Source organism: Paraburkholderia sp. D1E, from assembly GCF_052682275.1.
The window spans coordinates 962,649-974,387 of sequence record NZ_JBQYMB010000001.1 but is presented as its reverse complement, the minus strand read 5'-3'; the positions used below and the strand labels follow the sequence as shown (position 1 = coordinate 974,387).

At 60.5% G+C, this 11,739-nt stretch carries 13 protein-coding genes and 2 pseudogenes; 10 read left to right on the top strand and 5 right to left on the bottom strand.

All coding sequences use genetic code 11. From position 1 onward, the window contains the following. Window positions 1–38: 38 nt before the first annotated feature. Together ACUN0E_RS04575 and ACUN0E_RS04570 are read left to right on the top strand one after the other, a co-directional pair. Window positions 39–428 carry a hypothetical protein gene (locus ACUN0E_RS04575; protein WP_408388269.1) on the top strand — a complete coding sequence of 130 codons (390 nt, stop codon included), beginning with the start codon at window positions 39–41 and terminating at the stop codon, window positions 426–428. Window positions 429–586: 158 nt separating this feature from the next. Continuing rightward, window positions 587–742: a hypothetical protein gene (locus ACUN0E_RS04570; RefSeq protein ID WP_408334504.1), complete on the top strand. Its 156-nt coding sequence runs from the start codon at window positions 587–589 to the stop codon at window positions 740–742. A 30-nt stretch (window positions 743–772) separates the two neighbouring features. Here ACUN0E_RS04570 and ACUN0E_RS04565 read toward each other — a convergent pair whose 3' ends face one another. After that, window positions 773–1,405, bottom strand: coding sequence for a TetR/AcrR family transcriptional regulator (locus tag ACUN0E_RS04565; protein ID WP_408224502.1), 633 nt, complete (start codon window positions 1,403–1,405; stop codon window positions 773–775). A gap of 59 nt (window positions 1,406–1,464) precedes the next feature. Here ACUN0E_RS04565 and ACUN0E_RS04560 point away from each other — a divergent pair. The 3 genes and pseudogenes from ACUN0E_RS04560 to ACUN0E_RS04550 all read left to right on the top strand — a co-directional run. Beyond that, a pseudogene (locus ACUN0E_RS04560) lies at window positions 1,465–2,471 on the top strand (FAD-dependent oxidoreductase); the annotation flags it as partial. Beyond that, a complete protein-coding gene (locus tag ACUN0E_RS04555; protein ID WP_445570378.1) occupies window positions 2,463–3,002 on the top strand; it encodes an aromatic-ring hydroxylase C-terminal domain-containing protein in 540 nt (179 codons plus the stop codon). The pseudogene ACUN0E_RS04560 and the gene ACUN0E_RS04555, both read left to right, overlap by 9 nt. Window positions 3,003–3,147: 145 nt before the next feature. After that, window positions 3,148–3,597 (top strand): annotated as a pseudogene (locus ACUN0E_RS04550) (lipid II flippase family protein); the annotation flags it as partial. 117 nt (window positions 3,598–3,714) lie between these two features. Here ACUN0E_RS04550 and ACUN0E_RS04545 read toward each other — a convergent pair. Continuing rightward, window positions 3,715–4,341 carry a TetR/AcrR family transcriptional regulator gene (locus ACUN0E_RS04545; RefSeq protein ID WP_445565787.1) on the bottom strand — a complete coding sequence of 209 codons (627 nt, stop codon included), beginning with the start codon at window positions 4,339–4,341 and terminating at the stop codon, window positions 3,715–3,717. A 218-nt stretch (window positions 4,342–4,559) separates the two neighbouring features. Between ACUN0E_RS04545 and ACUN0E_RS04540 the strand changes: the two genes are divergently transcribed. Further along, the gene (locus tag ACUN0E_RS04540; RefSeq protein ID WP_445565786.1) at window positions 4,560–4,871 is read left to right on the top strand and encodes an H-NS histone family protein; all 312 of its coding nucleotides are present in this window, start codon (window positions 4,560–4,562) and stop codon (window positions 4,869–4,871) included. A gap of 189 nt (window positions 4,872–5,060) precedes the next feature. On the opposite strand, the gene ACUN0E_RS04535 is transcribed toward ACUN0E_RS04540, so the two are convergent. Then, a complete protein-coding gene (locus tag ACUN0E_RS04535; RefSeq protein ID WP_408334495.1) occupies window positions 5,061–5,978 on the bottom strand; it encodes an AraC family transcriptional regulator in 918 nt (305 codons plus the stop codon). A 156-nt stretch (window positions 5,979–6,134) separates the two neighbouring features. Here ACUN0E_RS04535 and ACUN0E_RS04530 point away from each other — a divergent pair, with 156 nt between their 5' ends. The 3 genes from ACUN0E_RS04530 (at window position 6,135) to ACUN0E_RS04520 (ending at window position 8,594) form a co-directional block, all read left to right on the top strand. Then, window positions 6,135–6,884 (top strand): SDR family oxidoreductase, encoded by a 750-nt coding sequence (locus ACUN0E_RS04530; protein ID WP_445565785.1) that lies wholly within the window; start codon window positions 6,135–6,137, stop codon window positions 6,882–6,884. A 78-nt stretch (window positions 6,885–6,962) separates the two neighbouring features. Further along, complete coding sequence (locus ACUN0E_RS04525; RefSeq protein WP_445565784.1) at window positions 6,963–7,721, top strand: SDR family oxidoreductase; 759 nt, start codon at window positions 6,963–6,965, stop codon at window positions 7,719–7,721. Between the two features lie 492 nt (window positions 7,722–8,213). After that, window positions 8,214–8,594 (top strand): DUF1090 domain-containing protein, encoded by a 381-nt coding sequence (locus tag ACUN0E_RS04520; RefSeq protein ID WP_445565783.1) that lies wholly within the window; start codon window positions 8,214–8,216, stop codon window positions 8,592–8,594. 111 nt (window positions 8,595–8,705) lie between these two features. Here the strand turns inward: ACUN0E_RS04520 and ACUN0E_RS04515 are convergent, their stop codons facing one another. Further along, window positions 8,706–9,617 (bottom strand): AraC family transcriptional regulator N-terminal domain-containing protein, encoded by a 912-nt coding sequence (locus ACUN0E_RS04515; RefSeq protein WP_445565782.1) that lies wholly within the window; start codon window positions 9,615–9,617, stop codon window positions 8,706–8,708. Between the two features lie 166 nt (window positions 9,618–9,783). On the opposite strand from ACUN0E_RS04515, the gene ACUN0E_RS04510 reads away from it, so the two are divergent. Continuing rightward, complete coding sequence (locus ACUN0E_RS04510; protein ID WP_445565781.1) at window positions 9,784–10,866, top strand: aldo/keto reductase; 1,083 nt, start codon at window positions 9,784–9,786, stop codon at window positions 10,864–10,866. Between the two features lie 178 nt (window positions 10,867–11,044). Here ACUN0E_RS04510 and ACUN0E_RS04505 read toward each other — a convergent pair whose 3' ends face one another. Beyond that, window positions 11,045–11,626, bottom strand: a complete 582-nt coding sequence (locus ACUN0E_RS04505; protein ID WP_408334486.1) for a thioredoxin family protein — start codon at window positions 11,624–11,626, stop codon at window positions 11,045–11,047. Window positions 11,627–11,739: the final 113 nt, after the last annotated feature.

Below are 11,739 nucleotides of genomic sequence, written 5' to 3'. Positions count from 1 at the left end.
CTATTCTTGGTCATGCCCTTTTCCTCAAGGAGACGACCATGAACCCGTCCCAGTTCGACGCTTGCGACAGCGCGCATGATGCGGAAGTCGAGGCGCAACTGTGCGCCTATAACAGCGTATTCGATGAACTCGGCCTGCGCTTCCGTTGGGATGCGAGCACGCTGGCGTTACTAGGCAGGATCGACAGTGCGGAGGCGCAGATTGCTGCGTATATCGAAGCGCACCATCCGCACTTGCTGAAAGCGTATAGCGCCGGGTTTCTGAGCCGGGCCATTCTCGAGAGGAAAAACGCTCGCTATCCAGCGCCCGTTCCGGTGCGCGTCGGGAGCGCGCCGCCTCTGAACCACGTGGAACGTCAGCCGCTGATGAGCAACCGGCGCGAGCTCTTGTCGTACGAGGCAGAACTGCCGGCCCTGGCTGGTGTTTAGACCCGGCGCGCGCCGTGATGATGTACGTTGCCGGGCTTACGTCGTAGGTTCGGTGTGTGTGGCTGCGGCTCCATGTTCGCGAATCGTCGCAATAAAAGCCTGCAAGGTAGGCGGGCTCTGTTTGCGGGAAGCGTAATAGAGGTAATACCCGGGAAAAGATGGCGTCCACGATCGGCGGTTTCGTCGTTCCGCCCACTGCTGCCGTCTACGCGGCTACCAGGTTTGCCGTGCGCGCGATCCTGTATGCGATTGAGCAACCCGGCGATGTTGACGTGAACGAAATCGTCGTACGACCGTTCGCGACACAGGTCTGATCATGGATCGCTGCGTAGGCAAGCGCGTGCTTAGGCGTAAGGCGTGCCTGCCATTGCAGCTTTTAGGCCGATGGCTCCCTTATCAACAATCGCGAGAAAGGTGGCTTTCGCGTCCTCTGTATCTTGCGTTTGTCGAAAGGTCCGGTGAGCCTGGATGAGGGCCACGGTCCACGTCGCCAGGAGCAGATCGGCTGCCAGATGGGCGTCGGGATCGGCAGGTTTTCGCCCTACGCATTCGGATAGCGCCACCGTTACGACTTGCGCGATCTCGTCACGTATCGCTCTCGCCCGAGCCTTGAGGGTTTCGCTGCCCTCGATCGTCTCTATGAAGCCTTGGCTCCCAGCAGAAAATCTGACGTAAGGGCTCTGTTCCGCAACCAGCCGATGCGCGAGCAGACGTAACGTCTCGATCGGAGCAACGCGCGGATCGCGTTGCCGCAAAGCCTCGCGCAGCATCTCGCGACCCTCTTCGTCGCGATCAAAGAACATGTCCTCCTTGCGGGGGAAGTGATTGAACACGGTCATCCGTCCGACGTCGGCGGCTGCCGCGATCTCGTCCACCGTCACATTATCGAAGCCCCGCTCCAGGAAGAGGCGCGTGGCGGCATTGGAGATGCCTTCGCGCGTGGCGAGGCGTTTACGGGATCGGCGGTCGGGTGGCATTGACATGTTGCCATCTTATCGTATATTTTATGTACTGAGTACACATTGAGACTTAGTATATGAAAACATCGGTTGATGTTGTAGTAGTGGGAGCCGGGCCGGTTGGACTGCTGACCGCCATTGAACTGGCTTTGGGCGGCGTGCGGGTCCTCGTGCTGGACCGCCTGGCTGCGGCGAGCATGGCCATGAAGGCAATGTCGGTCGGACCGCTTGGAATCGAATCGTTGACACGGCGCGGGATGGCGGCGGCCATCGCCGCCGCGGAGGCGCGCAGCTTCGCGGCGATGGATGAGTTCACAAAGCAGACCGGAGCGGAGCTGCGTGGTCGGGCATCGAAGTACAGTGGCCATTTCGGTGGCCTGTCTCTGATCCGAAAGAGCGCGCAGAAAGAGCCGGAACGGCGTCCCCGCCTGGTGCGTCAGCATGACGTCGAAACCATGCTGGCCGATCGCGCGTGCGCTCTTGGGATCGAGGTACGTCGCGAGTGCGACGTCACCAATGTCGTCCAGCAGGTGAACGGCGTTGAGCTGGAGTGGGCATCTCCGGCAGACGGAGGCCGTATCCGCTGCGCCTACCTCGTTGGTTGCGACGGAGGGCGCAGCCTCATTCGCAAGATGGCCGGTTTTGACTTCCCCGGCACCGCTCCAACGTCGACGTTCTACCAGGTCGTTGCGGAGATCGACCATCCCGACCGCCTGTTGCCCATTGGCTGGAATCGCACATCGGATGGCGTGTTCTGCTACGGGCCCGTCCCCGGTCGATTGTTCATGCTGGACTTCATCGGGCCGCCGAAAGACCGGCAGGCTCCGGTTACACGCGAGGAGATCGAAGCCGTACTACGCCGCATCAGCGGCGCGGACGTCCGTGTGAAGGCGCTCGAAAGCGGGAGCCGGTGGGCGGACAACACGCGGCTTGTCGATACCTACCGGCGAGGAGAGTGCTGCTTGCCGGTGATGCGGCGCATGTTCACTCGCCGTTCGGTGGTCAGGGCTTGAACCTTGGGTTTGCGGACGCAGCAAACCTCGGCTGGAAGCTCGCCACGGTCATTCGCGGCGAGATGCCAGAGAGTCTGCTCGACACCTACACGGTCGAGCGGCGGCCGGTCGCCAAAGCCGTTCTGGCCAACACCCTTGCCCAGATCGCCATTCTGCGGCCCGATCCACAATCGGGTGCGATGCGGGACCTCCTCGCAAACCTCATGCAACTCGATGACGTCAATCGACTCATCGGCGAGATGATGAGCGGCCTTGCCACCCGTTACGATCTCGGCTCGGAATTGGACGATGTCGGAAGGTTGATTGGCGACAAGCCGATCAGCCATGGCGATGCCGACGTCTCGCTCTACGACGTCATGCAGGATGGCATGGGCGTTTTTCTCGACGCCTCAACCGACGGGAAAGCGTCCAGGCTTGTTGCAGCCATCACGCAGCGGATACGTTGCGTCGCCGTCGACACCGGGCCTTCGATGCTGATCCGTCCCGATGCCTGTATTGCCTGGGCCGGTGAGCAGAACAGCACGGACGGATTGGAGGACGCACTCCGCCGCTGGTTCGTCGAACCGTGCGATCTCAAGTGCTTTGCCGGTCAACGAGAGTAAAGCCCGTGTCCACTCTTACGCCGAGCCGTTCGCAGTCCGTCGCGATTCGTCCGCAAAGCGGCTAGGCAATGCTCCAGCCGCTTCCTGTCCGATCGATGCCTCAGCGACGCGAACGGTCGACAAAGCGGGATAGACGTTGCGCGGCAGCCGTCTGCTACTCCATATCTTCAGTCGTGGGGGTGTCAACTACATTCGGGATGGAGCGCGGCTCCCTTTGCGACAGAACGTCACCCAACTGGCAACTGGAGCAGGCGTGTCCTGGACGGTTATAGGGCTGAATGTTCTTGCGATGGCGATCTGGACAGTCGGCGTTTTTGCATCCCTTTATGCTGGATACCTGGAGCCCGACTTGCGAGTGACATGTGCGAATCTACCGTCGGTTATCAATGGCTTCGCGACCGTGGTATTGGCAGTCGTCATCGACCCGCAAGTTTCGGTGATGACTGACGATGTGATTGAAGGCCGGGTTCCGGAAAACAACTTCCGGCGCGCGATCACAACCCTCGTGGGCGCGCGCGTTCTCGGCACGCTATGCGCGCAGGCGGTGCTTGTGCCAGCGGCATTGATCATTGTTCGCGTCGCGGAACTCATTTAGTGCGGCGAGCGGTACGGATGATCAACTGGTCCCGATGACTTCTCCCTAGCCGTAGTTTCAGCATCGAGCCGGCATCGCGGAGCCGGCCGCACCCATCGTCATCCGCAACATCGCAGATCAGCGCACACGCGGCGCCGCGTCTACCAAGCTGCGCAGGAACACCATGATCATATGTCCAATGGGCACCTCGGACAGCATTGAGCGCTGCAGTGCGAGGCCTTGAGAGAGCCCCATGAAGGAGGCGGCCAATACGGTCGGCGATTCGGGTGGCACTCTTTCCAGTCTGGCGAAAATCTGCCCGATGCAATATGCGAGGCCATCGCGGTGGGCGTCCAGCAACGCCTGTGAGGCTGTTGCAAAAACGGGGTTGCGGCGCCCCTGAAGCTTGAATTCAACGCCCAACACAGACCACTCAGGCTCGGCATCAAGTGTCTGCGCCCAGACCTCCAACGCGTTCAATATGTCGTCCGCCGACGCAGCTGGATCACTCAACGTCTGGGCAATGTCGGTCACTTGTGCCTTCGACCGCTCTCGCATCAGTTCCACAAACAGCTCTTCTTTGCTCGCGAAATTCGAATAGAAAGCACCCTGCGTATAACCTGCTTCGGCCGCAATATCCCTGAGAGACGTGGCGCCGAAACCTCTCTCGACAAACAGCCGCTTCGCCGCAGCAAGCAAATGGGCCCGGGTCTGCAATCGACTTTCTTCGCGGCTCAGTCGCGGGGGTTTGGTCGCCGTGTTCATGGCCGGAAGGATATCAGTTGATATTTAAAATTCAACTGGATATTATTACGATTACATTTCATATATCACTTGATATTCGAGAGTGTTGGGCGTGGGCTGCGCCTCTGAGGGTTCTTACGGAACGGGATGAGGGCGTGTCTGCGAAGTCAGTGCGGGATGTAACCGCAAAGACCGGGAACGCGATGCAACAACCTGGTCATGTACGACGGAAAGAGAGCATGAGCAGCAGGGTAAAGATGTTGAAGCAGCAACTCGCGCAACTCGATGAGCGGATATCAGTCGCCTGGCAGCAGGAGCAGAAAGCCGCTATTGAACACGTCCGCCAGGTCATGAACTTCTTCAACCTTGTGCCTAACCAGTTACGTGTCGACCGGCGAGGCACGTACTGCACCAAACCGCTTCAGATGAAGTATCAGGACCCCGTCACCGGTGCGACCTGGAGCGGCCGTGGACGCGCGCCGTCCTGGATCCGGAACCGAAGCTACAACGATTTTCTGGTTAAGCAGCCCTACGACGCCGGATCGGACTAGGGCCTGTTGACATGAACGACGAGCCAATGCAATGCCGTCTCCGTCAGCAGGGGCGTCGAGCAGTTGACCCAGGTCTTCAAAAAGCGGACCTGCAACAGGCTCCGGTAGTGATCGCGCCTCCCGTGCGTGTGGGTCGAGCATGAACCAGCGACGCGCGTCCATATCCGAAAACAACCTCTTTGCGTCGTCTTACGCGCCGTTCGCGGCCGCTTGTTCCTCGCGCGCATACTGCGTAGGTGGCCGGCCGACGTGCCGCGTGAAGGCGACGCTGAAGGTGCTGGCGGAGCTGTAGCCAACGCGCTGCGCAATCTCGGCGACGCGCCCTTCGTTGCGGCGTAGCAGGTCCTTCGCGAGGGCCATGCGCCACGTGAGCAGATATTCCATCGGTGCGACGCCGACCGCGCGGCTGAAGCGCTCAAAGAAGGTCGAGCGTGAAAGCGCAGCCTCCTTCGCGAGCTCAGCAACCGTCCATGCGCGCGTCGGGTGTTCGTGCATTGTGCGGATCGCGGCGGCGAGGCGGCCGTCGGCGAGTCCGCGCACCAGGCCCGGTGACGCGCTCGTTCCTGCCGTGGATCGCAGCGCCTCGATCAGCAGCACTTCTAGCAGTCGCGAGAGCACGACCTCGCGCGCGGGCCGCTGCTCGCGTGTTTCTTCTCGCACAAGTTGCACGAGCGTGGCCAACCGCTGTTCGCCGCGGACATGCACGAGTTGCGGCAGCAGTGAGACCAGCAGGGTCGCATCCGGTGAACCGAAGCTGCAGTGGCCCGCCACCATTCGTAAGTCGATCGGAGTGTCCGGGGCACCGATTCTGAATTCACCGTTGCCCAGCGCGATTGGCGCCGCTGTCTCGACGCCCGGCGGTGGCGGCGCGAGGCTGGACATCGCGACGCCATACGCCGCAGGAATCAGGACGAAGTCACCCGACAGCAGTTCGATGGGCTCGTGTCCGTCAATCGCGAGGCGGCACCCGCCTTCAAGTATCACGCAATAGAACGGCTGGCCGGCATCCGAGCGGCTGATGCGCCAGGGGCTGGCGCCGTGGACGAGTTTGGAAAACCGGGCATTCGGCTGCAGCAGCGTCACTACTTCGGCCAACGGATCAATCATCGCCGGACTCTTGCAAATGAAATTCGGATGATTGATTGTAGCAAGTACGGTCGCGGCGATCTATCGTATGGGCACATACAAACCATCCCAGCAACCATGTTGCATGGGACCGGAGTAAGCGCTAAAGCACCAACTCCGGTCGACACAGGAATTTCTATGAAAACTGTTCTGATCACCGGTTCTTCTTCCGGATTCGGCCTCGAGACCGCCCGCTTCTTTCTGGCACGCGACTGGCAGGTCATCGCCACGATGCGCACACCGCGTGCCGACGTGCTGCCGCCTTCAGACCGCTTGCGCGTGCTGGCGCTCGACGTCACGAATCCGCAGAGCATTCGCGAGGCCGTCGAGGCCGCAGGCCCGATCGACGTCCTCGTCAACAACGCGGGCTTCGGCGCGGCTTCTCCGGGCGAACTCGTCCCGATCGCGACGGTGCGCGAGATTTTCGAGACCAACACGATCGGCACGATCGCATTGACGCAAGCGGTGTTGCCGCAGTTTCGGCAGCGCAAGGCCGGCGTCGTCGTGAACGTTACGTCGAGCGTGACGCTAAAGGCGCTCCCCCTGATCGCCGCGTACCGCGCGAGCAAGGCGGCGGTGAACGCATTCACCGAATCGATTGCGCTGGAGCTCGAACAGTTCGGCGTGCGGGTGCGCCTGGTGCTGCCGGGCCGTGCGCCCGAGACCCGCTTCGGAGACAACGCGCGCGCCCATATGCACGGCTTAGACCATGAAGCCTATGCCGATCTCGTCAAAAGCGTCTTCGCGAGGTTCGCGGATACATCTTCTCCTGTCACCCGGGCACAGGACGTCGCCGAGGCCGTATGGCGCGCGGCGACCGATCCGTCATCCCCGATGCGTATCCCGGCCGGCGCCGACGCTGAAGCATGGGCGGCCGAGGTTAGCTAAGTGGCCGGTGCCGCCGCCCTGAACTGAAATCGGAAATGACTTCTTTGCGCAACAGCGCAATACGACAAGGAGATTGCTATGCAGGACAAACCCGTCGCCCTGGTCACCGGGGCTAATCAAGGAATCGGTCTTCAGATCGCAAAGGATCTCGCGGCACACGGCTTCACCGTGCTGGTCGGGTCGCGCAATCTCGAGCGCGGCGAGGCTGCGGCAACGGAGGTCGGGCGGCACGCCCACGCGCTCCAGCTCGACGTGACGAATCAGGCTTCGATCACAGCCGCGGCGGAGCGTGTCCGCAATGAGTTTGGCCGCCTCGACGTGCTCATCCAGAACGCGGCAATCTCGAATACGAAAAAGCGGCCCGGTCAGGCCGTCGAGGAGTATGCGAAGACGACCCGCCCGAGCAACGTGTCCCTCGATGAAATGCGTGCGGTGTGGGACACCAACGTGTTCGGCGTTCTTGCCGTCTACCAGGCGATGGTGCCGCTCCTGCGCAAGACACCGGGCGCGCGTATCGTCAACGTGTCGAGCGGCGTCGGGTCGCTAGCGACGAACCTGGACCCGGCCTTCGCTTACCGCGCGATCTTCGGCCCGGTCTATCCAGCGTCCAAGACGGCTCTCAACGCGTTGACGGTCGCCATGGCAATCGAGCTGGAGCCGGATGGGATCAAGGTCAACGCTGTCTCCCCGGGTTTCACCAGGACGAACCTCAACGGATACGCGGGCACGGAGACTGTCGTGGAGGGCGCTCGCGAGGCAGTGCGCGTCGCGCTGCTGGGCCCGGACGGCCCAACAGGGACGTTCACGCGCTGGGAAAACGAAACGATTCCGTGGTGATGTAGGGTCGTGCGCGTGATCGAAGGAATGGGTTAGGGCGAATGCAAATGACGCTCTGAGCGGCGCAGGGTCGACCTGCGCCGCTCACCATTTCACTCTGTCTGACCAATTCCGGCTATTTGGCCGATTGCTCGGTTGTGTCGACAATCTGACCGAAGTATCGAACGTTGTAGTCAATCGATAAGGCGGCTGGTTCAGTGCGATCAATGACGCACATTCAGGAGCTGGAGCAAGGATGGCCCAATCAAAAGCAAACCTATGCATCCTATGATGCACCACAAAAATAGAAGATGAATCGTGGTGGTAAATCTGGACCGTTGACGTGGAAGATCCCTTGTGGATTGAGTGCTACCGATCGTCAGCAATCGAGTCGCCTTGTCATTTTGAAGTAGTATTGCTCGCGGTGAATTGCAGCGTCGACAAGAACAAGTATGCGTTCGGGCTGCAAAACGCACAACGAACGAACAACACTCCACTATTGTGAGGTCTCTCATGAGTACGTCGATCAAGGCATTCTTGCTCGGTATAGCGATCTATCCGATGCTGTGTTCAGCTCAAACAAGCGGTTGCGACGCTAAACGCAGCTCGATAGAGAGAGAAATCGCCTACGCGCAAGCGCACGGCAATGCGAAGCGCATCGATGGTCTCGAAACCGCGCTCGCTCAAATGAACGCGAATTGCACGGATGCCGTGCTGCGCAGCGACGCGCAACGGAAGGTGACTGCGGCCGAGAGGAAGCTCTCTGAGCGCCAGCATGACTTGCAGGAAGCGAAGGCCAACGGTAAGAGCGCGAAGAAAATCGCCGAGCGCCAACGCAAAGTGGACGAGGCGCATGCCGAGCTTGAAAGAGTGCTGGTAGAAGCATCGCAGTGATCGAGCATAACCGAAGAGATCTAGTGCTTTAGCTTGCCCAGGACGCGCTCAACCGCGCTTCGTCAAGCGGTCATAGTGTTCGGTGTCTGGTCGAGCCGGTGCTGAAGTCGCTCAGGATCGCGCAGTTGCACTGCTGCGTGCCTGCATGGCAGACGATCGCAGCCTCTGCGCATCCTGCCCCGGTGGCCTCCCGAACAGCCGGCTGTACTCACGGCTGAATTGCGAGGCACTGTCATAGCCAACGCTCAGCCCCACACTGGCAATGTCCTTCGACGTGGTCAGCAGTTGTGTGCGGGCTTCCTGAAGCCTGATCTGCTTCTGATACTGCAGCGGACTCATGGCGGTGACGGCGCGAAAGTGCCGATGGAATGAGGACACGCTCATCGCCGCCAGCTCCGCGAGCTCTTCAGTGTGCAGCATGTCCGCATAGTGCATGCGGATCCAGCGAATCGCGCGTCCGACGTGCGACAGACGGCTGTCGGCAAGACCGACCTGCCGCAGCAGCGCGCCCTGGCGTCCCGTGAGTATCCGCCACAAGATTTCGCGCTCGATCATCGGCGCGAGAACGGGCAGGTCTTCCGGATGCTCCAGCAGCCGCAACAACCGCACAAACGGATCAAGCAGTTCGGGCGTCGCGTCGCCGACCGCCGCACCGAACGGGTTCACCATAGTGGGCGCGTCTGAAGCGGTGTCCAGCAATAACGAAGCGATAGTCGCGGGTTTCAACATCAGGCCGACTGCCAGAAACGGCTTGTTCGCGCTCGCTTCGATCACGTGCCCGCACATCGGGAGATCGACGGTCACGACCAGACATTGTCCCGCGTGATATTCGAGAAGCTTGTCACCGAGGGTCGCGCGTTTTGCGCCCTGAGCGACCAGAGCGAATACCGGCTCGTAGACGCGATGAATCGACTGCGTGTGTGTGGTCGACACCGACAGGACGACCCCCGGCAGGCTTGTTGCCGTTACATCGTCGACAGCATGGCGGCCAATCAGGGTACGAAGTTCAGCGAGCGTGTCCATAACTCAAACGTATCCTGGCCGACCGTGAAAGCGCAAGCGCATCTGCCCGAACCCGCTCAATCTGAGAGGATTGTGCAAGAGCTTGCGAGTTTCAGTCTACCGCGCCGCACTCGCGCGATGGTCTCATTGGAGCTAGCCAGTCGGCTCATTTTCCAGGAGAAACATTATGCCGCTCGATTCATACGTCACGCTCGGATCCTCTGGTCTGCGCGTGAGTCCATTTTGCCTTGGAACGATGACCTTCGGTGAAGACTGGGGTTGGGGCACGAGTCCCGCAGAATCCGAAGCCATACTTTCGGAGTACCTGGAGCGTGGCGGAAATTTCATCGACACGGCCAACATCTATACGCTGGGCCACTCGGAAAAAATCATCGGGGACTTCTTTGCGGCGCGCAAGGACCGCCGGCATCGCAGCGTCATTGCGACGAAGTTTGTCGGCAACCTGCACGTTGGCGATCCGAACGGCGGCGGCGCCGGACGCAAGGCGATCGTCGAACAATGCGAAGCGTCGCTACGCCGGCTGCAAACGGATTACATCGACCTCTACTGGATTCACAACTGGGACAGAAACACGCCGATCGACGAGACGATGCGCGCGCTCGACGACCTGGTCGCCTCCGGCAAGATTCGTTACATCGGGATCTCCGACACACCTGCCTGGAAGATCGCGCAAGCGCAGACCATGGCGCAGTTTCGCGGCTGGAACCGCATCATTGCGATGCAAGTCGAGTATTCGCTGCTGGAGCGGACGGCGGAAGGCGAACTGATACCGATGGCCGAAGAACTCGGCATTGGCGTCATGCCGTGGAGCCCGTTGAAGAACGGCTGGTTGTCGGGCAAATACACGCGCGAAAACACTCAAGCGGTGAAGTCCGAGCGTTCGGCGCTTGTCGGCGTGCCGGGCGACAAGGAGTTTCCGGTGATCGACGTGCTTATGGCGGTCGCAGCCGAACTTGAGGTGAGCCCCGCCGCGGCCGCTCTCGCATGGGTTTACAAACGGCGCGGCGTGACCTCGACGATCATCGGCGCGCGGCGTATCGATCAACTGCGGACCAACCTGAGTGCACTGGACCTCGAACTCACCGCCGCGCAGATCGCAATGCTCGACGAAGTGTCGAAGCCTGCACTCAACTTCCCCGCGGACCTCAACGCGCATCTTTCGCCGAGTTTTATCTTCGCCGGCGCCACGGTCGACGGACAGGCGACGCAAGCGTTGCCGTTGCTCACCACAAGCAGCGTTCGGTACTGACGCGAACGGACGACCGAAGATCGTAGTCGGATGGCGGAGAGTAGGCACACATCTGCGATGCGTCTTGCATCCGGCGTCGACGCATTAAAGCGTGCCGACGTATCTGGCTTGTGTCGAGAAACCTGATCAATTGCAATGTTCTGGATCACCTCGATGCCCAGATACATCACGATACGAATCACGGGTTTTCCGCCAGCAACGCCTTGATCTTCGCCTCGGTCCGTTCGTAGTCACCTTCGCCAAAGTGCGTGTAGACCACGTGCCCTTTCTTGTCGACCAGATAGAACGCAGGCCAATACTGGTTGTCGTAGGCGCGCCACGTGGCGTAGCGGTTGTCCTGCGCTACAGGAAACGTAATGTCGAAGCGCTTGATCGCCGTCTTGACGTTGTCCGTGTCGCGTTCGAACGGAAACTCGGGCGTGTGGACACCGACCACCACCAGGCCCTGATCCTTATATTTCTGATTCCAGGTCTTCACGTAGGGCAGCACGTGGATGCAGTTAATGCACGTGTAGGTCCAGAAATCGACCAGCACAACCTTGCCCCGCAACTGCTGCATGGTCAGGGGATCGCTATTGAGCCATTTATCGATGCCGGTGAATTCCGGCGCGGTAGTGCTGTCGTTGACCGGATTTGCAGCGGGACTTGTGGCAGCGCTGGCCGCAGGACTTGCAACGAGCGTAGCGATTGCGGTGGCGCCGGCTGCCACCGTTGCGGCGAAGAGGGCGACGGTAGCGGTGGTTTTGAGTCGGGAGAGCATGTCAGCGTCCTTTCATGAAAGGGAAGGTCCGGGCGCAGACCAGGGTGTCATGCCGTGCATTCCGCTGGTGCGCATGCTGCATTGGAACGCCCGTTCGTATCTGGCTTGTGTCG

Bases quoted from the DNA above. Each gene is read 5' to 3' on its own strand.
- ACUN0E_RS04565 (WP_408224502.1), bottom strand. From the start codon at position 1,405: ATGCCACCCGACCGCCGATCCCGTAAACGCCTCGCCACGCGCGAAGGC.
- ACUN0E_RS04525 (WP_445565784.1), top strand. From the start codon at position 6,963: ATGCAGGACAAACCCGTCGCCCTGGTCACCGGGGCTAATCAAGGAATC.
- ACUN0E_RS04515 (WP_445565782.1), bottom strand. From the start codon at position 9,617: ATGGACACGCTCGCTGAACTTCGTACCCTGATTGGCCGCCATGCTGTC.
- ACUN0E_RS04540 (WP_445565786.1), top strand. From the start codon at position 4,560: ATGAGCAGCAGGGTAAAGATGTTGAAGCAGCAACTCGCGCAACTCGAT.
- ACUN0E_RS04520 (WP_445565783.1), top strand. From the start codon at position 8,214: ATGAGTACGTCGATCAAGGCATTCTTGCTCGGTATAGCGATCTATCCG.
- ACUN0E_RS04530 (WP_445565785.1), top strand. From the start codon at position 6,135: ATGAAAACTGTTCTGATCACCGGTTCTTCTTCCGGATTCGGCCTCGAG.
- ACUN0E_RS04545 (WP_445565787.1), bottom strand. From the start codon at position 4,341: ATGAACACGGCGACCAAACCCCCGCGACTGAGCCGCGAAGAAAGTCGA.
- ACUN0E_RS04570 (WP_408334504.1), top strand. From the start codon at position 587: ATGGCGTCCACGATCGGCGGTTTCGTCGTTCCGCCCACTGCTGCCGTC.
- ACUN0E_RS04510 (WP_445565781.1), top strand. From the start codon at position 9,784: ATGCCGCTCGATTCATACGTCACGCTCGGATCCTCTGGTCTGCGCGTG.
- ACUN0E_RS04575 (WP_408388269.1), top strand. From the start codon at position 39: ATGAACCCGTCCCAGTTCGACGCTTGCGACAGCGCGCATGATGCGGAA.
- ACUN0E_RS04535 (WP_408334495.1), bottom strand. From the start codon at position 5,978: ATGATTGATCCGTTGGCCGAAGTAGTGACGCTGCTGCAGCCGAATGCC.
- ACUN0E_RS04505 (WP_408334486.1), bottom strand. From the start codon at position 11,626: ATGCTCTCCCGACTCAAAACCACCGCTACCGTCGCCCTCTTCGCCGCA.
- ACUN0E_RS04555 (WP_445570378.1), top strand. From the start codon at position 2,463: ATGCCAGAGAGTCTGCTCGACACCTACACGGTCGAGCGGCGGCCGGTC.